Origin of the sequence: Paraburkholderia rhizosphaerae (genome assembly GCF_004366595.1) — a bacterium.
GTDB lineage: Bacteria > Pseudomonadota > Gammaproteobacteria > Burkholderiales > Burkholderiaceae > Paraburkholderia > Paraburkholderia rhizosphaerae.
Map to the genome: position 1 here is coordinate 14,599 of NZ_SORE01000005.1, position 23,908 is coordinate 38,506.

At 64.0% G+C, this 23,908-nt stretch carries 21 protein-coding genes; 5 read left to right on the top strand and 16 right to left on the bottom strand.

What is annotated here, in order from left to right; genetic code table 11:
* Positions 1 to 2,061, bottom strand: a complete 2,061-nt coding sequence (locus BX592_RS07710) for a carbon starvation CstA family protein (RefSeq protein ID WP_134191089.1) — start codon at positions 2,059 to 2,061, stop codon at positions 1 to 3.
* Between the two features lie 1,064 nt (positions 2,062 to 3,125).
* Here BX592_RS07710 and BX592_RS07720 point away from each other — a divergent pair.
* Positions 3,126 to 4,247, top strand: a complete 1,122-nt coding sequence (locus BX592_RS07720; RefSeq protein ID WP_134191090.1) for a cytochrome D1 domain-containing protein — start codon at positions 3,126 to 3,128, stop codon at positions 4,245 to 4,247.
* A 79-nt stretch (positions 4,248 to 4,326) separates the two neighbouring features.
* On the opposite strand, the gene BX592_RS07725 is transcribed toward BX592_RS07720, so the two are convergent.
* Positions 4,327 to 6,735, bottom strand: coding sequence for a TonB-dependent receptor (locus BX592_RS07725; RefSeq protein WP_243849379.1), 2,409 nt, complete (start codon positions 6,733 to 6,735; stop codon positions 4,327 to 4,329).
* Between the two features lie 261 nt (positions 6,736 to 6,996).
* On the opposite strand from BX592_RS07725, the gene BX592_RS07730 reads away from it, so the two are divergent.
* On the top strand, positions 6,997 to 8,037 hold the full coding sequence (locus BX592_RS07730) for an ATP-binding protein (RefSeq protein WP_134191366.1): 1,041 nt from the start codon (positions 6,997 to 6,999) through the stop codon (positions 8,035 to 8,037).
* Here BX592_RS07730 and BX592_RS07735 read toward each other — a convergent pair.
* From BX592_RS07735 to BX592_RS07785, 11 genes are all read right to left on the bottom strand, one after another.
* On the bottom strand, positions 7,947 to 8,669 hold the full coding sequence (locus tag BX592_RS07735) for a response regulator (RefSeq protein WP_134191091.1): 723 nt from the start codon (positions 8,667 to 8,669) through the stop codon (positions 7,947 to 7,949). The genes BX592_RS07730 and BX592_RS07735 overlap by 91 nt on opposite strands.
* Positions 8,670 to 8,692: 23 nt before the next feature.
* Positions 8,693 to 9,895 (bottom strand): pyrroloquinoline quinone biosynthesis protein PqqE, encoded by a 1,203-nt coding sequence (gene pqqE / locus BX592_RS07740; RefSeq protein WP_134191092.1) that lies wholly within the window; start codon positions 9,893 to 9,895, stop codon positions 8,693 to 8,695.
* Positions 9,892 to 10,185: a pyrroloquinoline quinone biosynthesis peptide chaperone PqqD gene (pqqD, locus tag BX592_RS07745; protein WP_134191093.1), complete on the bottom strand. Its 294-nt coding sequence runs from the start codon at positions 10,183 to 10,185 to the stop codon at positions 9,892 to 9,894. Before pqqD ends, pqqE begins: the two co-directional genes overlap by 4 nt.
* Entirely contained in the window at positions 10,182 to 10,919 is a 738-nt protein-coding gene (gene pqqC, locus BX592_RS07750; protein WP_243849380.1) for a pyrroloquinoline-quinone synthase PqqC, read from the bottom strand. Before pqqC ends, pqqD begins: the two co-directional genes overlap by 4 nt.
* An 87-nt stretch (positions 10,920 to 11,006) precedes the next feature.
* Positions 11,007 to 11,927, bottom strand: a complete 921-nt coding sequence (pqqB, locus tag BX592_RS07755; RefSeq protein WP_134191094.1) for a pyrroloquinoline quinone biosynthesis protein PqqB — start codon at positions 11,925 to 11,927, stop codon at positions 11,007 to 11,009.
* A gap of 52 nt (positions 11,928 to 11,979) precedes the next feature.
* The gene (locus BX592_RS07760) at positions 11,980 to 12,546 is read right to left on the bottom strand and encodes a cytochrome b (protein WP_134191095.1); all 567 of its coding nucleotides are present in this window, start codon (positions 12,544 to 12,546) and stop codon (positions 11,980 to 11,982) included.
* Positions 12,547 to 12,702: 156 nt separating this feature from the next.
* The gene (locus BX592_RS07765) at positions 12,703 to 13,602 is read right to left on the bottom strand and encodes a formylmethanofuran dehydrogenase subunit C (protein WP_134191096.1); all 900 of its coding nucleotides are present in this window, start codon (positions 13,600 to 13,602) and stop codon (positions 12,703 to 12,705) included.
* Positions 13,599 to 14,627 carry a formylmethanofuran--tetrahydromethanopterin N-formyltransferase gene (gene fhcD, locus BX592_RS07770; RefSeq protein WP_134191097.1) on the bottom strand — a complete coding sequence of 343 codons (1,029 nt, stop codon included), beginning with the start codon at positions 14,625 to 14,627 and terminating at the stop codon, positions 13,599 to 13,601. The genes BX592_RS07765 and fhcD overlap by 4 nt, the downstream gene beginning before the upstream one ends.
* Before the next feature lie 17 nt (positions 14,628 to 14,644).
* Positions 14,645 to 16,381 carry a formylmethanofuran dehydrogenase subunit A gene (locus tag BX592_RS07775; RefSeq protein WP_134191098.1) on the bottom strand — a complete coding sequence of 579 codons (1,737 nt, stop codon included), beginning with the start codon at positions 16,379 to 16,381 and terminating at the stop codon, positions 14,645 to 14,647.
* Positions 16,378 to 17,793 (bottom strand): molybdopterin-binding domain-containing protein, encoded by a 1,416-nt coding sequence (locus BX592_RS07780; RefSeq protein ID WP_134191099.1) that lies wholly within the window; start codon positions 17,791 to 17,793, stop codon positions 16,378 to 16,380. The genes BX592_RS07775 and BX592_RS07780 overlap by 4 nt, the downstream gene beginning before the upstream one ends.
* 301 nt (positions 17,794 to 18,094) lie before the next feature.
* The gene (locus BX592_RS07785; RefSeq protein ID WP_134191100.1) at positions 18,095 to 18,844 is read right to left on the bottom strand and encodes a HisA/HisF-related TIM barrel protein; all 750 of its coding nucleotides are present in this window, start codon (positions 18,842 to 18,844) and stop codon (positions 18,095 to 18,097) included.
* Between the two features lie 13 nt (positions 18,845 to 18,857).
* Here BX592_RS07785 and BX592_RS07790 point away from each other — a divergent pair, with 13 nt between their 5' ends.
* The 3 genes from BX592_RS07790 to BX592_RS07800 all read left to right on the top strand — a co-directional run bounded on the left by BX592_RS07790 (position 18,858) and on the right by BX592_RS07800 (position 21,821).
* Positions 18,858 to 19,952, top strand: a complete 1,095-nt coding sequence (locus BX592_RS07790) for an ATP-grasp domain-containing protein (RefSeq protein WP_134191101.1) — start codon at positions 18,858 to 18,860, stop codon at positions 19,950 to 19,952.
* A complete protein-coding gene (locus tag BX592_RS07795) occupies positions 19,949 to 21,127 on the top strand; it encodes a hydantoinase/oxoprolinase family protein (protein WP_134191102.1) in 1,179 nt (392 codons plus the stop codon). The genes BX592_RS07790 and BX592_RS07795 overlap by 4 nt, the downstream gene beginning before the upstream one ends.
* A gap of 103 nt (positions 21,128 to 21,230) precedes the next feature.
* A complete protein-coding gene (locus BX592_RS07800; protein ID WP_134191103.1) occupies positions 21,231 to 21,821 on the top strand; it encodes an amino acid kinase family protein in 591 nt (196 codons plus the stop codon).
* Between the two features lie 51 nt (positions 21,822 to 21,872).
* On the opposite strand, the gene BX592_RS07805 is transcribed toward BX592_RS07800, so the two are convergent.
* The 3 genes from BX592_RS07805 to pqqA all read right to left on the bottom strand — a co-directional run bounded on the left by BX592_RS07805 (position 21,873) and on the right by pqqA (position 23,581).
* On the bottom strand, positions 21,873 to 22,571 hold the full coding sequence (locus tag BX592_RS07805) for a (5-formylfuran-3-yl)methyl phosphate synthase (protein WP_134191104.1): 699 nt from the start codon (positions 22,569 to 22,571) through the stop codon (positions 21,873 to 21,875).
* Between the two features lie 153 nt (positions 22,572 to 22,724).
* The gene (locus BX592_RS07810; RefSeq protein ID WP_134191105.1) at positions 22,725 to 23,369 is read right to left on the bottom strand and encodes a DUF447 domain-containing protein; all 645 of its coding nucleotides are present in this window, start codon (positions 23,367 to 23,369) and stop codon (positions 22,725 to 22,727) included.
* A 137-nt stretch (positions 23,370 to 23,506) separates the two neighbouring features.
* The gene (gene pqqA / locus BX592_RS34830) at positions 23,507 to 23,581 is read right to left on the bottom strand and encodes a pyrroloquinoline quinone precursor peptide PqqA (RefSeq protein WP_013342881.1); all 75 of its coding nucleotides are present in this window, start codon (positions 23,579 to 23,581) and stop codon (positions 23,507 to 23,509) included.
* Between the last annotated feature and the right edge of the window lie 327 nt (positions 23,582 to 23,908).

Here is a 23,908-nt window from a genome sequence, read left to right on the forward strand (position 1 = left end):
TCACGTTCCCTGAGTGCGCACGACAGCCGGTGTCTCGTTGACCGTCGGCTGCGCCTGGCGAAGCGCTCGCAGGCAAATCACGATCGCGAACACGAACATCGCCACCACGAGTAGCACAAAGAAGCCGCAGACGATCGCATCCAGATAGTTGTTGAAAGCGACCCGCTGCATTTCCGCAACCGACTTCGCGGGCGCGAGGACGATGCCCTGCCCGGCGGCGTCGCTAAACTTTTGTGCCAATGCGAGAAAGCCGATGCGAGGATCGCTATGGAATATCTTCTGGACGCCGGCAGTCAGCGTGGTGATCAGGAGCCATACCGTCGGCACCAACGTCACCCACACATAGCGTGTTCGCTTCATCTTCACCAGCATGCTGGTGCACAGTAGCAGCGCGATGCCGGCGAGCATCTGGTTACCCACGCCAAAGAGCTGCCAAAGGGTATTGATGCCGCCCAATGGGTCCACCACACCCTGATAGAGAAAGTATCCCCAGGCCGCCACGCATAGGCCGGTGCCGAGCAGGTTCGCGGGCAGGAACCCGGTGTCGCCGAACGGCCTGTAGACGTGGCCCAGCATGTCCTGAATCATGAACCGGCCGACCCGTGTGCCCGCGTCGACGGCGGTCAGAATGAACAGTGCCTCGAACAGGATCGCAAAGTGATACCAGAAGGCCTCCATCGCCTGACCGCCGAGCGCCTGGCCGAGAATCTGCGCCATGCCTACCGCGAGCGTCGGTGCGCCTCCGGCACGCGAGAGGATGCTGGTTTCGCCGATGTTGACGGCGGTCTGGTGGATCAGCTCGGGCGTGATGACGAATCCCCAGTTCGACACGGCTTGCGCGGCCTCGGCGGCGGTCGTGCCGATGATTGCCGCCGGCGCGTTCATCGCGAAGTAAATGCCCGGATGCAACACGCAGGCTGCGGTCAGCGCCATCATCGCGACAAACGATTCGGCGAGCATGCCGCCGAACCCGATCAGGCGCATATGCGATTCGCGTTCGACCATCTTCGGCGTGGTGCCGGAGGAAATCAGCGCATGGAAGCCGGAGACCGCGCCGCAGGCAATCGTAATGAACAGGAACGGGAACAGGCTGCCCGAAAACACCGGGCCACTGCCGTCGATAAAGCGCGTGGTCCGCGGCATCGAAAGCGTGGGCGCGACCACGTAGATGCCGACCGCAAGTGCGACGACGGTACCGATCTTCAGGAAGGTGCTCAGGTAGTCGCGTGGGGCGAGCATCAGCCACACTGGCAGGCTGGAAGCAACGGCACCGTATGCGATGAGCGCCCACGCGAGTTGCGGGCCGCTTAGCGTGAAGGCCGGCCCCAAGGTGGGATCGTTCGCGACGGTCCTGCCGAGCACGATCGACACAAGCAGAAGGACGATACCGACCACGGACGCTTCTCCCACTCGCCCCGGGCGGATGAAGCGCATATAGGCACCCATCAGCAGCGCGATCGGTATCGTTGCCGCGATGGTGAACAGTCCCCAGGGGCTCGCCGTTAACGCCTTGACCACCACGAGGCTCAGGACCGCAAGGATGATGATCATGATCGCCAGCACGCCGACGAGCGCGAGCGATCCTGGAATCGGGCCCAGTTCGATCTTGATCATCTCGCCCAGTGATTTGCCATCGCGGCGCACGGACGCGAAAAGCACGATGAAATCCTGAACCGCGCCGGCTAGCACGACACCCGCGAGAATCCACAGCGTGCCGGGAAGAAAGCCCATCTGCGCGGCCAGCACCGGACCGACCAGAGGACCCGCGCCGGCGATTGCCGCGAAATGGTGGCCGAACAACACAAACTTATTGGTCGGCACATAGTCCATGCCGTCGTTGTGGCGTTCCGCGGGAGTCTGTCGCGTGTCGTCCAGGCCTAATACGCGCTCGGCGATGAACTTGCTGTAGAAGCGATACGCGATGAAATAAACGATGAGGGCTGCCGTCACAAGCCATACGGCATTCACGCTCTCGCCGCGTTCAAGCGCGAGTCTCGCGAAGGCGAGCGCGCCGACGGCGGCCAGCACGCCCCACAGAAGAATGGATGCAAGCTTTTTCATGGCCCCTCCGCTCCGAACAACGTGTGGCACGAGCAACCGTGCGCGTTGTCAGTACCGGGATTTCTTCCGGGTTCCGCCGTCCACCAACGGGCGCCAAACCGGTTTCGCGGCGCGGCGGGCACCGACAGGCTACACCCGCCCCCAGAGCGCTGCAAGGCGCGGTTCCGCGCCTGCATGTACCGATGGTTTCCACACGTCCCTACGAAAACCTGTGTGTCGGCACGCTGAAGTCACGCTGTCAATGCCGCAAGCAACGCGCGTATTTCCCGACTATGTTTCCAGTCATCTTCGGGCCGTGGCGGATCGGGGAACTTGCCCTGGAGCCCGGTTTTCGGATGATGCTGAATCAGCGTGTTGAGCATCTGCCGGTTGGTGCCGACCGATGCGCACGCGGTATTCGACTGGCGTGTCCTTGAACGTATAAGCGGTCCGTTCAACGCGCAGTACCGGCGCGCCGACTTCGATGTTCAGGCGTGTCGGGCGATATCTCGTATCGCAACGTGCGGGGGTTGCAGGACCAGGGTGGTCGTTGGCCTGCGGCCTCAAGGTCCGAAGAATGGCACGCAAAAACTGGGTGGACCGGTGCACCCGGGCTCCCACGTCGAGCGTTGCGCAGACGGTGCGGGTGGGGCAGCTGGCGTGCTGCATGCGCAGACTTGCAGCAACACTCCAGCGGTTAGCAGCAACCTTATCGCGCGCGGCGGTCCGCGCCTGTTCTGCGGAAAAGGATCGCCCAAAGCGCGCGAGTGGTGCGGATTGTCGTTCGCCATGGTTGCTTTGCTCGCAGGCCGACATCGAATGATGCGTTGATCTTAGCCCGCCACGCTTTCATTATCAGCTTCGTCGCGCGCGAGCGGCGTCGTCCGGATCGCGACGTTGCTCCAGCGCAAGACGTGTCTCGCGCGCAATTCGGGAAAAACTCCCGTCCGGTATCGTTGTCAACGGCGTACACAATGCGCACACTTGATTTGGGGCGTCTCGACGCCGGCATGCTGCTGCGCGGCAATCCGGCGATGCGTGGAGCTCGACGTCCCGCTCCAAGAACAACTGCTGGAGACATCTGAATGCATCGCACAACAAAAAGCGCGCGTGCCGCGCTATTCGCGGTGACCGCGTTTGCCGCAGCCACCGCATACGCCTCCGCTGCGCCGATCGCCTACGTGACGAGCGAGACAAACGGTGTCGGCGTGATCGATCTGAGCAGCATGGCGCTCGAAAAGACCATATCACTGGGCACCAGCGGCCCACGCGGCCTCAGCCTCACGTCAGACGGCAAGCGCCTGCTGGTCGCCGGCAAAACCGGCGAACTGATCGCGATCGATACCTCGACCGGAGAAGTGGTCAAACGCGTGACGATCGGCAAAAACCCTGAGTTCGTTCGCGTGCACGGCGGCTATGCGTACGTGACGTACGAACCGGGCGAAAGCGGTGCGCCGCCCGAGGCAAAGCAAGGCGCGAAGCCCGAACAGAAAACCGATCAGCAGGCTGAGAAGCCAGGCGAAAAACAGGCCGGCAAGGGCCACGACGATGACGACGACGCGAACAGCCCACCGGCTGAAATCGCGATTGTCGATCTGAAGACGATGAAGGTGCTGCGCTCGGTGAAAAGCGGACACGAAACCGAAGGCGTCGAATTTTCACCGGATGGCCGCGAAATGCTCGTGACCAACGAAGGCGACGACACGGTGTCGGTCTATCGCACCGGCACCGGCCAACCGCTGCGCACGCTGAAGCTCGACGCGGGTTCGCGGCCGCGCGGCATCAGGGCGTCGCCGGACGGCAAGCAGTATGTCGTTACGCTCGAGAACACCAGCAAATTTGTCGTGCTCGATGCGGCAAGCCTGAAACCGGTGAAAACCGTCGATACGAAGCTGGGCCCCTATGGCGTCGCGTTCGATCCGAGCGGCAAGCATCTGCTGGTGGCCGCGGCGCGCGACAAGACGCTGCAGGTGTTCGATGCGAAGACGTACGAGCACGTCGCCGATGTACCAGTCGGCCAGCGTTGCTGGCATTTCAGCTTCACGCCGGACGGCTCGAAGCTGATGCTTGCATGCGGCCGCTCGAACGCGGTCTATGTGCTCGACGCGTCGAACTATCAGACGATCTCTCAGATCGGCAATCTGCCGCTTGCGTGGGGCATCGTCACATCGCCGCCGAGCCCGGGTTCGATTGAATCGGCAAAGTAACCGCGAGCAATCAGTCGATCAGGCGGGCGGCGAGCGCCGCCCGTCGCGTTTGCGCGTCAACCTTCGATGAGCGCGCGGTTCAGTCCCACTGATATCGCATTCCCACCCAGAACCCGCGCGGCGCGCCCAGTCCGAGGAATTGCTCGTTGGTGATGTCGGTCGGGCTGAACGTATGGTTCGGGCCATTGAAGAAGTTCTGGCCGAGCACCGCGAAAGTCGCATAGCGTTTGTTCAGCAGGTTCTGCACCGAACCGAATATCTGGAAGTGCTTTGTCACGTTGTACGTCGTGTCGAGATTGACGAGGAAATAGCCGGACAGTGTGCCGTTGATATCCTGATTGTTCTCGTCGCCGCGCGCGAAGATATTGCTGCGGTAAATCAGGTTAGTGCCGATGTTCCATTGCGCGGTCGCCGCATAGTCGAGCCGCACCTTGACTGTGTTCGCGGGAATACCGGGAATGCGATCGCCGGAATGCACGGTGATAGTACCGTTGGCGTCGGCGCTCGAGTTGCTTGAACTCGTTTCGGTCCATGTCGACCGGTAAGTCGCGTTCACATAGCTATAGCTCGCGCTCACGCCGAGTGGGCCCCATTGCGTGCGGCCCGCCAGTTCGAAGCCCTGTCTGCGCGTTTTGCCGACGTTCTGGAAAAAGCCGAGTGTGCTCGACGCGCCTTCGCTACTGATGAACTGGATGTCGTCGTCGAGCGTCGTGCTGTACGCGGCCGCGCTCCACGATGTATTGCTGCCGATGCGGCCGCGCGCGCCGACTTCAAATGTCTTCGAAACCACCGGCTTTAGCGACGGGTCCGCGATGAAATCGTTCGGCAGCGAGCATGGTGCATTCGGGTCCGCGCAGGCGAGTTCGATCGATGTCGGCGTGCGCATCCCCTCGTTATACGTGAAGTAAGCGGTAAAAGCCGAAGTCGGATTCCAGTTGATGCCGACCGCCGGGTTGAAGCGCGAGAACGTATGCCGGCCATCGAGCAGCGGCTGGATGCCGCTTTCGTCGCCGATTACCGTGCGTGCCCAGTTGTAGCGGCCGGCGAACGTCATCGACCATTCGTCGGTGAACGAAAGTGTGTCGGTGAAGTAGATGCCGTAGTTCTCGTTGCGCGTCTTCGCATCGGTCTGCTGTACGAATGGCCCGTCGCCGACCGTCGCGCGAGTCTCGGTGAAGAAAGCGTTCTGTGCGGACTGCGTGAAGTGCGTGTTCGCGAGATCAGCGGCCGCGCCGACCGTGAACTGGTTGTTCTTGCCGAAAAGCTTTTGCAGGAACGTCGCCTGGAGGCTCGCGCCGTAGCTGTCGGTGACGATCACCGACTGCGCATTGGTGGCCGGCGGTTCGTCATCGTCGTTCGGATCGAAGTCGTCGTTGACGTTACTGCTCGTGTTCACATTCCGGAAGTGCCGATAGTACGCGTTGCCGGTTATTTCAATGTCCGGCGTGAAATAGTGCGAACCGTTGATGGTCAGATAGCCGAGCTGGTTTTCATTCGTATCCGGAAACGTGTATGCCTGCGAACGGTTGTCGAGAAATGAACGCGGGATGGTCTGCGTGCCGTTCAGTGTGTTGTCGGCGCCGCCCATCGAAACCGAAATGGTCGTCGACGAATCCATGTAGCGCAGCTTGCCGAATGCCTGACGCAAGCGGCTCGAATTGTGATCGGCCCAGCCGTCGTCGTTCGTGATGTTAGCGGTGAAGTAGTAATCCAGCGGCGAATCGCCGATTACGCCGCCTTGCTGGATCTGTGCGAGCTTGCGGCCCCACGAACCGCCCTGGATCTCCGCTTCGCCGCCGGGATTCGAGCGGCCGTTCTTCGTAGTCACCGCAATTGCGCCGCCGAGTGTGTTCAGGCCGAAGGTCGGGTTGGAGCCCGGGATAACCTGAATCGTCTGGATGGCCGCTTGCGGAATCAGGTCCCAGTTCACGACATCGCCGAACGGTTCGTTGATCCGCACGCCGTCGAGAAACACCGACAGCCCCTGCGGCGTACCGAGCACCGGCGACGCGGTAAAGCCGCGATAGTTGACGTCGACCTGCCACGGGTTGCCCTGCGCATCGTTGATATCGACGCTCTGCAGGTTGTTCGAAAAGTAATCGGTCAGCGTATGCGAATTCTGCTGGACGATCTGGCTGCCACGGACCGTCTGCACGTTGGCCGGCACCAGCTGGAACGGTGTGCCGATGCCGATAAGCGGTGTGGTGCCGATCACGAGAATATTGGGGAGCACGGTTTCCTGCTCGGTCTGCGGCTCGGTTTGCGCCGTCTGCTGCGATGTATTCTCTTGCGCGTCTGCCTGTTGCGGCGCGTCCTCGGGTTGCGGCGCTGGCGCATTCGCAGCAGGCGCAGTCGCGGCCGGCGTAGCGTCGGTCTGCGCCCAGGACGCAGCGGCCAACGCGGCCAGTACCGCGCCGACGGACAGCCGCAACGCAACTCGGGGTTTTAACGTCTGCACGCGCCGCGGTTTGCGTGGCAAGGTGGTCATCGTTGCTGTCTCCATCTGGTTCTTCTTGTCAGCAGGTACCGCATGCGTCACGAAGATCGGTTGCGGCCGCATCGAAACGCCTCGCCCCACCTGCGGCGCTCCATTAAAGCAAGCGTCGCACAGCGATACGTGGCTGCCCACGGGAAGATTTCCCGAAACTTTCAGGAAGCCTTCCTGAACGCCAGATTCCGATTCGCAGCACCGCGTACGATGAGTAGAATGCGTTCCAACTTACCCGGCACAGTCATGCATCCCGTGAAAATGGTTCGCTCGCGCGTGTCACGGTCGTCCTCGTTCCGCTTTGTCATGTGGCGGGATTTCGCGTGCGTGCTCGTGCTGACAGCGGTTGCCTGGGTGCTGTGCTCGACCTTCGACGTCAGCGAGCTCGCGTATCGCTGGACGCGCAACGCCGAGCGCTTTCAGCTCGACGAACTGCCGGTCACCCTCTGCGTGCTGGCCGTAGGCCTCGCCTGGTTCGCATGGCGTCGCTACCGGGAATCGCAGCGGGAATTGGCAACCCGGCGGATGCTGGAAGAACAGGCGGAGCAGCTGCTCGCCGAGAACCGGCGGCTCGCGAGCCAGGCCATCGAAGCGCAGGAAGCGGAGCGCCGCTATCTTGCCCGCGAGCTGCACGACGAGCTCGGGCAATACCTGAATGCGATCACGCTCGATGCCGCGCATATTCGCGATCTGTCGGCCGCGCGCGAGCCGGATATTCACCGCGCGTCGCTCGCGGTGATGCAAAGCGCAAGCTTCGTTTACAAGCAGATTGGCGGGATGATTCGCCGGCTGCGGCCGATCGGCCTCGACGAACTCGGTTTGCCGAGCGCGCTCGAACACTGCGTCGACGGCTGGCGCGAGCGGCTGCCGCACGCTTCGTTCGCTTTAACCGTCGATGGCGACTTCACCGGCATTGCCGACGCGCTGAACATCACGCTATACCGGCTCGTGCAGGAGGCTTTGACAAACGTGTCGAAGTTCGCGCGCGACGCGCGTGTCGAGATCTATCTCGTGCGCACCTCGGCCGATGATCAGCGACACGGAGAAATTGTCGTGACGGTTGCCGACAATGGTCCGGGCACCGATTTATGGCAGCCTCGCACCGGGCTGGGTCTGGTCGGTATGCGCGAGCGCGTTGAGTCGCTAGGCGGCGAGTTTCATATCGCGAGCCGTCGCGGCGACGGTTTCATGCTATGCGCGCGCTTGCCGTGTCACGCGGGCGAGCCGGAGCCGAGCGGCGCACCGAGCGTCGATGCCAGTGTGCCCGTTGAGCCGCCCGGCGCGGTCAGATCGGCAAACTGAAGGCCGAGGCGGTTCGCCATTTGCGCGAGTTGCACGCCGTTGTTAGCGCCGAACTTCTGGCGAATCACCGACTGATGATTTGCGACAGTCTTTTGGCTCAGTCCAAGCCGTTCGGCGATGACCGGCAGCGTATAGCCTTGCACGAGCAGGCGCAGCACCTCGAATTCGCGCGCGGACAGCTGGCGTCCGGGCGGCCCTTCGCTGATCATCGTGCGCAGCGCGAGCGTCTGCGACACGTCGGCGCTCAGATAGCGCACGTGTCGGGCGACCGCGCGCACCGCTTCGACCAGCACGTCCGGCGCACTCGCTTTTGTCACATAGCCGCTTGCGCCGGCGTCGAGCGCGCGGCGCACAAACAGACTCTCCTCATGTACGCTGAAAATCAGCACGCGTGCGTCCGCCGTGCGCGCGAGCATGCGCCGCATTGCTTCGATTCCGCTCGCGCCGGGTAGCGCCAGGTCCATGACCACCACATCGGGTTGCAGCGCGCAGAAACGCTGGTACGCCTGCGCCGCGTCCGCTGCTTCGCCGGCGACGCGCACATCGGGGCTCAGTTCGAGCAGGCGTCGATAGCCTTCACGCACGACCGCGTGATCGTCGACGAGCAACACGGAGATATCGGTGGTGGTCATCTGCGCGCTCCCTGTTCGTTGTTTTATCGTTGGCGAGCGTTGCCTGGCCCGCTCTTTTGCTCACTCATTTGCCGCGAATTCGCGTCGTTGCGGAAAACCACCGGCTGCTCATCCGGCGCGAGCGCCGCGCCGCGTTGCGCCGCTTCGCGCACCACGCGCACGACCGCTTCGTGATGTGGAGACTTGTCGCATACCGGGTCCGCGTTCGCCGGGTCTTGCGTCAACAGATACGCCTGGCAGCGGCAGCCGCCGAGATCGCGGGTTTTCTCTTCGCAGCTGCGGCACGGTTCCTTCATCCAGTCGAAGCCGCGGAAGCGGTTGAACGCGTCGCTTTCGTACCAGATGTCGGCAAGCGACATGTCGCGCACATTCGGGAATGCGAGCCCCGGCAGCGAGCGTGCCGAATGGCACGGCAGCGCGGCGCCGTCCGGCGCGATGCCGAGGAATACCGAACCCCAGCCGTTCATGCAGCGTTTCGGCCGGGTTTCGTAGTAGTCAGGCACGACAAAGAAGATCTTGCAGCGGTTGCCGATTGCCTTCCGATACCGTTCGACGACCGCTTCAGCTTCGTGCAGTTGCTCGGCAGTCGGCATCAGCTGCGCGCGGTTCGCATGCGCCCAGCCGTAGTACTGCGTATTCGCGAGCTCGAGGTATTCGGCGCCCATCTCGAGCGCCATCTCGATGATCTTGTCGACGTGCGGCAGGTTGTAGCGGTGCAGCACACAGTTGAGCACCATCGGAAAGCCATGTGCCTTGATCGAGCGTGCGACGCGGTTCTTCAGGTCGAACGTGCGCGTGCTGCTGAGGAAGTCGTTCAGCTGCTGTGTCGAGTCCTGGAACGACAGTTGGATATGGTCGAGCCCATTTTCCTTCAGCACGCCCAGGCGCTGGTCGGTGAGGCCGACGCCGGACGTGATCAGATTCGTATAGAACCCAAGCTTGCGTGCTTCGGCGACCAGTTCTTCGAGGTCGTCGCGCATCAGCGGCTCGCCGCCTGAAAAACCGAGTTGCGCGGCACCGAGCGCGCGCGCTTCGCGCAACACGTTAAGCCACTGCGCGGTATCCAGCTCATCTTTTTGCGCCGCGTAATCCACCGGGTTGTAGCAGAACGCGCAGTGCAGCGGGCAACGGTACGTCAGCTCCGCGAGCAGCCACAGCGGCGGCGCAATGCCGGACCGCGCGGAATCCTCGGGAGTATGTTGCGCTGCAACCGAAAGATCAGTCATGCTGATGGCTCCAACCAGCCGCGCTCGATCGCGTGCGCGATAAACGCCTCGACCTCGGGCGCAATACCCGTCGCATTGAAGGTGCTTTCGAGATCGGCGATCAGCGCCGCGACATCGCGGGTGCCGTCGCACCGCTTCAGAATCTCGGCCGCACTCTGGTTCAGTTTCACCATGCCTTCCGGATATAGCAATACGTGCGCGTCCTGGGCGGGTTCCCACTGCATCCGGAACAGCTTGTTCAGTTTCGGGCGCATCGTGTGGGATAAAACATCGCGGTTCGTATCGTTCATACCGGATAAGCCTTTTCGATCGCGTCGAGCATGGTCCACAGGATGTCCAGCTTGAATTGCAGAATATCGAGCGCGCGCTGCTGCTGCTCGCGCGTGCGGAAATAGTCGAGCGTGACCGCGAGCCCATGTTCGACATCACGCTGCGCGAGCGAAATGCGCGAGCGGAAATAGTTGAGACCGGCGGGCTCGATCCACGGGTAATACGTCGGCCATGTCGACAGACGGTCCTTGTGAATCTGCGGCGCGAAGATTTCGGTCAGCGACGAGCACACCGCTTCCTGCCACGGCGCGCGGCGCGCGAAATTCACATACGCGTCGACCGCAAAGCGCACGCCGGGTGTCACATGCTCAAGCGACCACAGTTCGTCACGCGTCAGGCCGACTGCGTCGCCGAGACGCGCCCACGTTTCGATTCCGCCTTCATCTTCGCCATAACCGTCGTGATCGAGGATGCGCAGCACCCAGCGGCGGCGCGTTTCGCGGTCCGGGCAGTTCGACAGAATCGCCGCGTCCTTCAGCGGGATATTGATCTGGTAGTAGAAGCGGTTTGCGACCCAGCCGCGGATCTGCTCGCGCGAGCAGCCGCCGCTATTCATCTTCACGTTGAACGGATGATGGATGTGATACGCGCGGCCTTTCGCCCGCAATTGCGCTTCGAATTCGTCGCGCTTCCATGCGGTGCCGCTATCCGGCGTTTGCATGACGGTAGCGCGTGTTGCGCTTGTACTGTTCATCGAGAGTTCCCTTTGTATCGCTGCTTCACGGCGAACACGCCGTTGAATGATTCAAACCCGGCTTTAAAGGCCGGTTCAAAACCTGCGTCAAAGCTCGAAGGTCATCCCGTCGCGCGCGACTTCGATACCGTGCTGCGCGAGCGTGCGCCGTTCGGGCCCATCGTCGATAAGAATCGGGTTCGTGTTGTTGATGTGGATCAGCACCTTGCGGGCGCCGGGGCGATCGAGCGCATCGAGCACGTCGATCATGCCGCCCCGGCCGGATTGAGCGAGGTGGCCCATATCCGCCGCGGTTTTCTTCGACAGGCCAAGCCGGATCATCTCGTCGTCGGTCCACGTCGTGCCGTCGACGAGTAGCAGATCTGCGCGGCGCATCGCGTCGCGGATGTGCGCTTCGACCGCGCCGAGGCCCGGCGCGTAGAACGCGCGCTTGCCGGATTCGACCGAGGTTAGGAGCAGCCCGATGTTGTCGCCGCGTTCAGGAGCGGTACGATGCGGCGAATACGGCGGCGCTTTGCTCGACAGCGGCAGCGCTTCGATGCGTACGCCGGGCAGCGCGGCGATTTCGAGCGGTGCGGCATCGAGGGCGATCACATGCCGTTCGACGCCGCAGTAATGCGACAGAATCGATGCAAGCGGAAAGCCGGTCGACAGGTCTTGCCAGACCGGATCGGTCGCATAGACAGGCAGCGGCGCGTTGTGTTCGCGCAGCATCAGCAGACCGGTCACGTGGTCGATTTGCGCGTCCATCAGCAGCACCGCGGCGATGCCGGTGTCGCGCGCATGGCGAGCTGGCTGCAACTCGGGATTGGCGGCAAGCTGCGCGAGAATGTCGGGCGATGCATTGATCAATAGCCACGCGACACCATCCACGCTGACCGCAAGCGACGATTGCGTGCGCGGTTCAGCGGCAATCGTGCGATTGCGTACCCCGTTGCAGTTGCGGCAATTGCAATTCCATTGCGGAAAGCCGCCGCCTGCCGATGAACCGAGAACCCTGATTTTCATCGTCCGTTCCACCGTTGGTTTTGTGAACTGGCCACTCCAACCTTCATAGGTATCAAGGTAGCATTCTCCGCAGTAGTCCGTCTCTGTCGATCAATTGATGCTTGAGCGCGCCGGCGATATGCAGCACGACCAGCGCAATCAGCACCCATGCGGCAATCTCATGAATGGTGAACCAGAAGTGGCGCAGTCCTTTGTCGTCCCAGCCCCACTTCGGCAGCAAAATGCCCCAGAAACGCGTGCCGTACGTGTTGAACGACGAACCCAGATAGCCGGTGACCGGCATCACCACCATTGCGACGTATAAAAGACCCTGCGTAGCGCTCGCGGCGGCGCGTTGCCACGCTCGCATCGGCGGCGGCGGCGGCCTGCCGTAGACCGTACGGACCACGATGCGGATCAGCACAAGCAGGAAAATCGTCAAGCCCAGCGACTTGTGAAAGTTGATTAGCGACGCTTTGAAAGGCAGGCCGCGCGGTAAGCCGACCATATAGAGGCCAATGGCGATCATCGCGATGATCGCGAGGCCGATCAGCCAGTGCAGTGCGATCATCAGTGGCGAGTATCGTTCGCTCGCGGCGTGGTTGGTACGGGCGGCGTCGCTCGTATGCGTTGCGTTCATTCTGTCTCCCAGCGTTACATCGTTGTTCTTTGCTCTTTTGGCGCATCGCGGGGCGCTAGAGTTCATTTCAATGTGGCTGCAATTCGTCCGGATATGCGGTTCGTGTGAAAGGGCGGTCCAGTTCGTCATCCATTCGCGGTCGGCTTCGAGGCGGGTTCAGTGTGCGCCCAAGCCGCTTGCACTTGCGATCAGCAATTCCCCGCGTCCGTCGACCGCGAGATCGCCTGACAGTCGGCGTGGCAGCGCGCGCGCATCGAGCGTGAAAAACGGCGCAAGCGCCGTACTCAACGCGGCCGCACCGCTTGCCGCGATCGGCTCGCGCAGTGCGGCGAGCGCGCGCGTGAACAGCCTCCAGAACACGTCGTAGCCGCGGCCGCCGTCGGCGAAAGTCGGCGGGATACGCTCGGGCTCACGCAATAGCAGCAGCGTGCCGCGGCGCATTCCATAAGCGTGGTGAGCGCCGATCACGCCTGCAATGCAGATTGTTCCGGCGACCACACGCGATGCGGCAAAATCGCCCGCGTTACCGCCAATCAGTACGACGCCGCGCCGCATCCGGTCGCCGGCGCGTGCGCCGGCATCGCCGCCGATCGCCAGCGTGCCGCCGGTCATTCCTTCGATGTCGCCAGGCAGGGCCCCAGCGACAAAGTCGCCGGTGTTGCCGGCGACGGTTAGCTGTCCACCGCCCATTTCGCAGCCGGTGAATGCGCCCGCATGGCCACCGATATGCAATGTGCCGCCGGTCATTCGCAACCCGGCGTAGTCGCCTGTTGTGCCGGTCACGTGCAAACGTCCACCGGCCAGGTGCGCGCCGACGCGGTCAAGCCACTGCACATCGCCGTCGATGATCAGTTCATGTTGCGCGTCATTGTCTGTTTGAGGTTCGCTACGCGACACGTCGAAAAGATCGCCGAGCACGCACCGGTCATTGCCTGCATGGAGCACGATTCGGGCCAATTCGTCAGTCGATTGCGTAACGAGTTCAGCCGGCTGCAACACCGAACCGTCGACGCGAAAGTCCGGCGCCGCTTTGACGCGCAGCGTCGTCGTGCTCATGGAGTGTCCCCGCCGCTGCCGCGCGCAAGACCCGCGGTGCCGCTGCCCGCCTGCGGTCCCAGCGACGCGCCCGGCGCCGGGCTAGCGCTCGCCCCGCCCGCCGCGCCGATCGACGCCGCGAGCTCGCGCAAATGAAAGTGATACGGGCCGAGCTTGCCGCCATAGTTGCCCGCAGAGATGCGTAGCACGCCGCTGCCCGCGCGCGACGCGGCCGCGATGCCCGCGGTCATCGCGGCGCCGACGTCGGCGTCGGTAAGCCCGTCAATCACGATCTCGAGCACGCAGCCGACTTCGGCGGTCAGTTCGGTGCGTTTCGCGACGCCCACCAGCGTCGGACAGAACGGATCGTTCGTCGACGCAACCGCGCCCGCGTACTTCGAGCCGATCTTCGATCCCGAGCGCACCACGCCGCCCGGAAACGGCGTAATCACGTTCGGCAATTGATGCATGGCGGCAACAGCCGCTTGGGCAGCCGCGAGCGCATGGTCGATGTCGCGCGCGAGCAGCAGCAGATTGCCGCCGCCGACCGCCTTGACCGTCACCGCCGACTCCTCGCAGACGAACTCGCCGTCCATCACCGGCACGCGCCAGTAGCGCGTTTCGCCGAGCATCTTGGCGATCTGCCAGCCGTCGCCGAAAAAGCGCAGCGCGCCGCCGAGCGGCGCGAGGTCCGACAATGGCGCGCGGCTCGTGTGCGGATCGATGCCACTGTAGACGGCGGTGGTCGGGCAGGTCAGCACGCATTGGCCGACGCGCCGCATGATCTGCTTCGCGAGCTCTTTCGACGACACCGCAAACATCAGCACCGCAATGCCGGGCCGGCCGTCGGGCGTATCGGCCGCATCGATCTCGCGCTCGATGCCCGCTTCGCAGCCGCAGTCGATCACCGACGTCGCGAAGCCGGACAGCGATTGCGCGGCCGCGCGCGCCCATGCGGGCGTGTGCGCGGTAATCACCAGCCGCGTCGCCTTCATCGGGAAGGCTTCCGCGAAGGTGTCGTCGATTTGCGTGCCGTTGATCTGCATCGTTCGTTCGCTCGCGCTCAAGGCTGGCTGTTGGACGATGGCGGCGGCGCCGACGGGCTGTGCGCGAAACATTCGACCGGCAATAGCCGGCCGCCGCGGCAGCACGCGCAGATTTCATCGTCGCTGATCGCCGCGTGCGCAAAGCCGCCGACCAGATTCGCATCGCTGAACGCGCGCACAGTCTGCACGATGCCGAGGTCAAAATCGGGCGATACGTAGTGAATGCCACCGGTCGGTGTCGAAACGAGGTTTCCGTCGCGCGCGACGAGTGCGCCATCCTTGAACACGTACGCAGGCGACGTGAACATCCGCTCGCGGTCCATCTCGTCGCGATAGACGGCGATATCGGCGGCCGCGCCGACACCCAGCTGGCCGCGATCAGCGAGGCCGAGCAGCCGCGCCGGCCCCGCGCGCGTGATGATCGCGATCTCGTACAGCGACAACTCACGCTTTAATTCCGGCAAGGCGCTCGCGACTTTCGCTTCCGGATGCAAGCGGTCGAGTTGCGCGTCGCGAAACGGCTTGTCCATCAGCAGGCGAATCAGATGCGGATAGCTGGTGAACGGACCGCCGTTAGGATGATCGGTGGTCATCGACACGCGCCACGGGTCGTCCACCAGCAGAAATATTTCGAGGCCGATGATCCACTGCAGCGCGTTCACATAGCTTTGCTCGCGATAGCGGAACGGCACGATGCCGCAGCCCGCATCGCATTCGATGTCGCCGAGAATCCATTTGCGCGGGTTCGCGAGCGGCGCATTCCTGAACTGCATCATCGTGTCGCCGGACGCGGTGACGGTCTGCCCGAAAATGATCTGCCCGACGTCGATCGATACATTGGGCCGCGCGTTCACCGCCTCCGCAATCGCGCGCGCGCCCGACGAAAACTTGCGCGGTCCTTCAGTGCCATAGCTGTGGAACTGGATATGCGTCAGATGGATCGGCAGGCCTTCGGCGGCGTCCATCGTTGCGATCGTCGACGCGATATTGCCGGGCACACCGAGATTGCTCGAATGCACATGCAGCGGATGCGGCACGCGCAATTCGGTCAGCGCGCGTGTCAGCGTGCGCAGAATGTCGCGCGGTGTAATGCCGTAGTGCGCGTGCGCTTCGTCGACGTCGAGTGCGCGCTGGTTGAACTTGAATGCCGAGATGCCGCCCGGGTTCACCACCTTGACGCCTAGCGCGCGGCTCGCATGCATCGTCCAGCCGACGTAGTCGCGCAACTGCTCGAAGTCTTCGTGCGCGGCGAGCATCTGTAGCAGCAGTTCGTCGTTGCCAAGCATCACGTACGCGCCGTGATCGATGATCGGCGTATCGCCCATCTCCAGATGCGCATGGCGCGCGTTCGACGCGATCATCGCGGGCTCGAATGCCGCCGTGTAGCCCATTTCAGCGTAGCGATAACCGGTGGCAAGCGTGCCAGGCGCGCAAACGCCGCAAGACGGCATGCGCAGGTAGCGGCCGTTGGCGTCGCGTACCCCTTCATACGCAGCGCCGCGCGGCGGGTCTGCGCGATGGTCTTCCGGCAGCAGCAGGCGCGACAGATTCGTCTTGCCGCCGCCGATATGCGAATGCAGGTCGATCCCGCCCGCCATCACAACCATCCCGTGCGCATCGTAGTCATGGTCGACGGCTGCGTGATCGGGCGCGTCGACGATGCGGCCGTCGCGGAAGTAGAGGTCCCGGCGCTCGCCATTCACGCCATTGGCTGGATCGTAGACGATGCCGCCGGTTAGCCGCGCGAGGCTCATGACGGCCTCCCGGCGACGACGATGCGTTCTGCAAGCTCCGCGGCGAACTCCGCGACGCTGCGCAACCCGCTTTGACGCGCTGGACGCAGTGGCGTGACGACCGACGTGTCGAGCCGGAACAGATGACCGTCGCTATCGACACCCGGTGTCGCGACGGGCAGAAACACGGTGGGCGCGGCGCGCGGCGCGAGCGTCTTCGCCAGCGCCGGCGGTCCGAGCACGATGGCCGGCACCTGCGGGTCGAGCGCGGCGGGCAGCGGGTGCGGCGCAAAGCTCGTCACCCACAGCAGCGCATCGACCTCGCGCGCCTGCAGCAGACGTTCGGTGCGGTAGCGATACGGGTCGTGCTCAAGCGGTGGCGTGCCTTCCAGCCGATCGGGGCGGGACACGCGTGTGCGCAGCGGCAGGCCGGATAGCCACGTCACCGTCTGGTTCGCGGTCAGCGCGCCGTCCGCGCCGCCAAGCGCCAGCGCGCCCGCGCGGCTGGTCCGGTTGATTGCCTTGACGATGCGGTGCAGCGCTTCGATCAGCAGCGCCGCGTGCGGTTGCGGCAACGCCGCGGGTTCGTAGACGAACGCGGTGTATTGCGCGGCCGCGATGCGTGTGGCCAGCGCCGCGAGTTGCGTCGCGATATAGGCGGTATGAGCCGGGCCTGTTTCGAATGTGCTGGCGGTACGGCCCTCGGCGATCGCGGACCACAGCGCCAGCAGATCGTGCGGTGCGGCGTCGGCGAGGATCGATTCGCAGCTTGTGTGCGCAACGCGGCTCGCCGCGGGATCGACCGGGCAGCCGACGAAACAGATCGTGCGCGGCCTGCCGTTGCCGTGGTCGCCTGCCGGACCCGCCAGCGCGCGCTCGTAAAAGCGCGGGTGACGTTGCGCGGGCACACAGCCGAACACGATCAACAGGTCCGCGCGCGAGCGCACCTCCGACAGCGTTGTGAAGAACGCGCCACGGTCCTGCAGCGCGAGCGTCGCCGCGCTGAGCGCATCGCCATGCAGCGTATCGAGCGTTGCACCGCACGCGGCTGCGAGCATGTACAGCGCGCGTGCGCCGGCGACATCCGTCGCGCATGCGCCGAACAGCGGCCGATGCGCGTGCGCAAGGATATCGGCTGCACAGGCGAGCGCCGCATCGGGCGCGGCCGGCTGAGCATCGATCGAAGGCGGGCACTGCAGGTCGGCCGCACCGTAATACGTGAGCGCGTCGGCAAGGCGCGGGCAGTCGGTGGCGGGCGCGGCGAGCGTCGCGTCGTCGCGCACGTGCGCATCGATGTCGTCGCACAGCAGCGGGCAGAAGGGGCAGGTCCAGTCGTGCGTGATCGATCGGGACGCGGCTAAAGCGGATGCCGGCCGCGCAACCGGTGCGGCCGCCTGAGCGCCAATCGGCGCGGGAGAGGTTGGATCGTGCATGACGCGTCGTACAGCAAGCTCCATGCCGATTTTCATACCGGGCTTAAATCCGGGTTTCATGCCGCGTTTTAATTCCGCGGTTTCGCGCCGCGTTTCGTGCCGCGTTTCGTGCCGCGTTTAATGCCGATCACGCGTGGCGACCGGATTGATCGCAGGCGGCGGCGACGTCAGCGCACGCAACACAGTATGTGCGTTGCGCTGGAACACAGTGTCACTTGCAGGAGCCGCGCCGCACGTTCCTTGCGATTGGATTGCGGTGTGCGCGTGCGCGGCCGCTTGGCATGGATATTGTGTTTGCGATTCACCTGACAGCGTGCGGCGGCGCCGCGAGTTTGCCATCGTGCAGCGCCGAGCCGACCAGCCATGCCTGTGCGCCGCGTTGCGCGGCCGCATCGAGATCGGCGCGATTGCGGACACCGCCCGCGCCGATCACCGTGCGTTGGCTGCCGGCGCGCTCGCGCAGTGCGTTGAAAGTATCGAGGTCGGGGCCTTCATATGCGCCGACGCGGTCGAGCGTCATGGCAATCACCCGCGCCGGCCACCATGCGGGTGTGTCGTGCACCGTGGCGGCGGCGCCCGGCGCATGCAGCGGTCGGCCCGCGCGACGGTCGAGCGACAGGATCGGCTGGTAGCCGGCCCGTTCGGCATCGCGCAGCGCGTCGGGTGTGCGCAGCGTCTCGGAGCCGAACACCGGTACGAACGCGCCGCGCGGTGCACCGATGCGCAAGAGATGCGCGTGCATCGATGTGAAGTCGGCGAAGCCGGCGTCGAGCCAGATCGTGACGCGAGGCTGGGTCGCGGAGCCAGGCGGGTTCAGGCCCGCGTACAGCGCGGCGAGCGTCGACGTATCGGCGTGCTGCGCGACGATTGCGCCGAGGTCGGCGACATACAGCGTGTCGGCGCCGCTCGCGTCGAGCAGCGCACGCGCGACGGCGAGCGGTTCGCTCGTCGCGCACAGGGATGACTGGATAGGGCGGTAGTTCGCGCGGTCGCCACGCACTGCGCGCACCACGTGTCCGTCGAGCAGATCGAGAACTGGTATTACCCGCATCGGAGAGTGCCCCTTGATCAGGCTGTTTGTGTACGAGTATCTCACCGGCGGCGGCATCGATCCCGACCTCGCCGGCGAAAGCGGACTTGCCGATCTGAGTGCGTTGATCGTCGAAGGCCGCGCGATGCGCGATGCGATCGTGCAGGACTTGCGCGCGCTCGAGAATGTCGACGTGAGCTTTGCAAGTTCACGTTTCGAAGCCGCTGCCGCGTCGCGCAGTCCGTTATCGCACTATTGTGCCGCGCCTGGCGAGTCGATGATGGACTTTGTCGCGCGAGCGGCGCGCGCGCACGACTACGCGTGGATCGTTGCGCCGGAATGCGACGGCCTGATGCTGAAGCTAGCTGAAGCGGTTGGCGCGAACCGCTGGCTCGGTTGTGCGCCGGAAGCGATAAGCATCGCGTCGAGCAAGCGCGCGACGTCGGCGTTGCTCGCGGCGCAAGGCATTGCGACAACGCCCGCGCTCGATCCGCGCATGATTGACACCGATGTCGCGCGCGCCGATTCGCATGACGCGGCCGGATGGGTGGTGAAACCCGACGACGGCGCGGGCGGCCTCGATACGTGGCGTTACGACGCATTGAGCGATGCGTGCGCCGAATATCGCGCGCGCGACGCGAGCGGGCGTAACCCGGTGTTGCAGGAGTGGGTGGACGGCGAAGCTTTGAGCCTGTCGCTGATCTGCGGCGGTGCGGCGGGCGCGCGGCTCCTCAGTATCAACCGGCAGCGGATTGGCGTATCCGACGCGGCGTCGCCGGCGCATGCGGGGCACGTCATTGCATTCGAAGGCGTCGATATCGATCAGATCGACCGGCGCAGCCCGCAAGGCCGCATGCTGGAGACGCTTGCGCTACAGACCGCGGCCGCGTTGCCGGGCCTGCGCGGGTTTGTCGGGATCGATATGGTGTGGCATCCGGTGCGCGGGCCAATCGTGATCGAAGTGAACCCGCGCGTGACGATGGCCTATGTTGGCTTGTCGGCGCGGCTCGGGCGCAATCTCGCCGCGGACGTGCTCGCCGCGCATGGCGTGCGCACCAGTTCGCTGCAGGCGTACCACGGCGCGGCAAGCGCATCCGCGCCGTTATTTGTCGGCAGGACGCGATCATGAGCGGTTCTCGCGATTCCTCATTCGATACGTGCGCCGTGTTTGGCTGGGACGTCGGCGGCGCGCATGTGAAAGTGTCGGTGGTCGATGCGTCGGGAGTGCTCGTCGATGTCGCGCAGTGGGCTTGTCCGCTATGGCAGGGGCTCGCGCATCTCGAACGCGTGGTCGACGAAGTGTTTGCGCGTTGGCCCGACGCCTTCATGCGAGGCTCGCATCATGCGGTGACCATGACCGGCGAAATGGTCGATCTGTTCGACGATCGCGAGCAGGGCGTGCGCGTGCTGGTGCAGACGCTTGCCGTGCGCCTCGGTGACTCCGTGCGGTTTTTCGCGGGCGCGCAGCGCTGGCTGTCGCCCGCCGATGCGATTACGCAGTGGCGCGCGGTTGCCTCCGCGAACTGGCTCGCGACATCGCAGTGGGTCGCGACGCAACGTCCGAACGCGCTATTGATCGACATCGGCAGCACGACCACCGATATCGTGCCGATCGTCGATGCGCGCGTGGCGGCGCGCGGGTCGAACGACGCGACCCGGCTTATCTCCGGAGAACTCGTTTATCAAGGGGTTGTGCGCACGCCGTTGTGCGGGGTCGCGCACCGCATCGCGTTTCGTGGCGAAACCAGCGCGGTGATGAATGAATGGTTCGCGACCAGCGCGGATATCTACCGGCTGACCGGCGAACTGTGGGCGCCGCATGATCAGCATGCCAGCGCGGACAACGGCCCGAAAACCGTCGATGCGAGTTGCGCAAGGCTTGCGCGAATGATCGGCCGTGACGCGGCCGATGCAAGCACCGATGAATGGCGCGCGTTCGCGCAGCGCTGGCGGTTCGAGCAGTTGCGCGCGATCGGCGCGGGCGTCGCGCAAGTGCTCGAGGCACATCCCGCGCTGGCGGATGCGCCGCTGGTCGGCGCAGGCTGCGGGCGTTTCCTGGTGGTGGACCTCGCGTGCAGCATCGAACGCGCTTACGTCGATTTCAGCGAACTCGCCCGCGGTGCACGTTCGGCGCAAGCGCACACACGCGCGAACACAGAGACGAACACTGACACGCTTGAACTCAATGAATGGATCGCGACCTGCGCGCCGAGCGTGGCGGTCGCGCAACTGATGGCGGCGGATACGGCCCGCGGTGCGAGCGAAACAGGCGCTCCTGCGGTCGAACCCGCGCGCGCCGCATGACGACGAAGGGAGATAGCCGAACGACAAGCGACCTGCAATACACATCCGGCCGCGGACAGCACGAGCGGATGCCGGTGAAGTCGGAACAGAGCGAGGGAACGACATGTGGGTGGTGAAAATCGGGGGCAGCCTGAGTCACGACCCGTCGCTGCGCGATTGGCTGATGCAGCTTTGGGAAGTGGGCGGCGGGCGCATCGTAATCGTGCCGGGTGGCGGCGATTTCGCGGACCGTGTCCGCCTTTATCAGAAGGAATGGCATTTCGGCGATCTGGCCGCTCATAACATGTGCCTGCTCGGGATGACGCAGTACGCGCTGATGATGCAGGGCGTGCTGCCCGAACTCGTGCTTGCGACCAACGAAGATATGATCCGGCGCGCGCTGCGCAACGGCAAGGTCGCGGTGTGGATGCCGATCGGCCTGCTTACCGCGACGCCGAATGCGATGACGAACTGGGACACGACATCGGACAGCCTGGCGGCGTGGCTGTCAACGTCGTTGAATGCGGAACGTCTGATGGTGGTGAAGTCGTGCGCGGTGGACTCGGACCGGCCGCTCGACATGCTGGTGTCCGACGGTGTGCTCGATGCGCGTTTCGTCGAATACGTGCATGACGCGAATTACGTGGTCGAACTGTTCAACAAGGGCGATGTCGGGTTGATGCGCGAGCGCTTGCTCAATTCGCCGGCGGCGTAGGTTCGTTACGTACCTGATATCCGCCGGCGTCGCAAAGGAAAGGGCCCGCGCTTACGCGTATTGAGCATGCGGGTTCCGATGCAATGCATCCGCCCATTGAGCGACACGCTGCGGGTCAAGCCGTGCGGTGCGCCCTTCGGCACACAGCGCGGCGCGAAAGCCGGCGACGTCCGGCGCGTGCGCGCGGATTTTATCGAGCTGCGCCCAGCCGAGCGAGCCGGCAAGACCCACCATTGCACCTTTCGCGCGGATCGTGTCGATGCATGCGGTCAGCGTCGCTTCGTCGACGCAATCGAATAGCGTGCGGCCGTCTTTCACAGCCGTGTCGAACACTATGCCCGCGAAACCGAGGCCGACCGCGTGCTCGACCAGTTGCGCATCGATGCCGTCGTCGCACAGCAGGACCGGCAACACCGGCGCGGGCAAGCCGGCCAGATGCGTCAGGCACGCACGCGCGTGCGGACCCACGTGGACGCCGACCTTCACATAATCGACACCCGTGTCGCCGGTCTCGATCACACGCACGGTAATCGCGTCGAGCGCGTCGGTCGGCATGTCGCCGATCGCCGCGCTGATCGGTTTGACCGGGTAGCGGGCGCGCAACTCGCGCGTGATGCGCGCGATTTCGTCGGTCGCGACGCTGCCTAACGCACCGCCGCGCGGTTCCTTCAGATCAATCAGTTCGGCGCCTGCCTGGGCGGCATCGAAAGCTTCTTCTGCCGAACGGACGCTTGCTAGCAAAGCCGTCATCCTGGTCTCCCGATTGGTGCGCGGGTTGCGCAAATCAAAGCGATTGCTCTGGTGCGACGTATGGCGCAGTGCCGCATGATTCATGCCGCGCTGCGATGACGAGCCAGGGCCTGTTTAAAGAAGCGGCATTAAGGGGCCGCCTAAACGGGCGGCTTAAGGTGTTTCATTCATCGCGTGCGGTGCGGTATCCGGCGCGCCCGATGCGGAGCCCGCTGCATGTCCGCCTCCAGGCGGCTGCGACGCGTTGGCGCGATAGCGGTCGATTGCCGCGAGGATCCATGACCATGCGGTCTGTTCGTCCGGACCCGCGGTCTTGTCGATCGCGATCTGCAGGTACGCGATTTCGCGGTCGACCTTATCGGCCGGCAGCATGAAAAGCCGGCTGACCAGAATTGCCCCTTCAACAACCGCCGACTGCGCGCGATTGAAACCGCCGAACGGCGCGTGCGTTTCGGTGTGCACGCAACGCATTTTCAGCGTGGGCCGCTGCGCGTCGTCGAGCGTTTCGGCCAGCGTCAGCTCGGTATGCGCGAGCGACTGCGCAAGCCGTACAGACGGCACGCGGCTTGCACTGACCGTCGGCCAGTTGCGCTGCGTGCCTGTTACACAGCCGGCAAACACCCTGACGTCAGTCGTGAAATTGATGACTGCCGCTTGCGTGGCAACAATGTTGTCGAGCGTCGTGGACGGGCGGAACGGCGCGAGAATCGCGAGACCGTTTTCAAAGCGCACGCCCATCGGCGCAACGTGAGGGGTGCCGTCGCGTGCCGCAGTCGTGATGATCGTTTCGTGAATCATGGCGAGCAACGCTGATCGTGCGACGCGCAATACACCGGCGGTTCGCGGGTGAAAAAACGCTGGAGAAAACGTTTGAAATGCTGTGCTGCGGAAAAGAGTGCGGGGCCGCCCGAAGGGAGCCCCGCGGGTTCTGCGCTTTAGCGAGTCGCGATGTACATCGTGATTTCGAAGCCAAAACGCATGTCGGTATAGCTCGGTGTTGTCCACTGCATAGTCGTCCTCCTTGAGAAGAAAGCGATTTGCCTTGGCGGGCGACGCTTGCGGCGCCGATCGCGTCGACCCGTCTCGCAACGCAAGGTGCGTGCCACAGACCCGAACGCGTGTACGAAGGATTCACGAACGACGTACGCGCAATCCAGGGTTTCTGCTTACACGTCTTACTGTCGCGATATCGCAGCAAAGTGTTCCATTAGCCGCGTCACTCATTGTGAGCGCATTTGGTTGCGTCGTCACCTGTCTTAACGCATGACTTAAGGCAGAGGAAGAAAATCGTGAATTCACTTCACAGCGTTGCACGCCTACATTGACCTCCATGACAA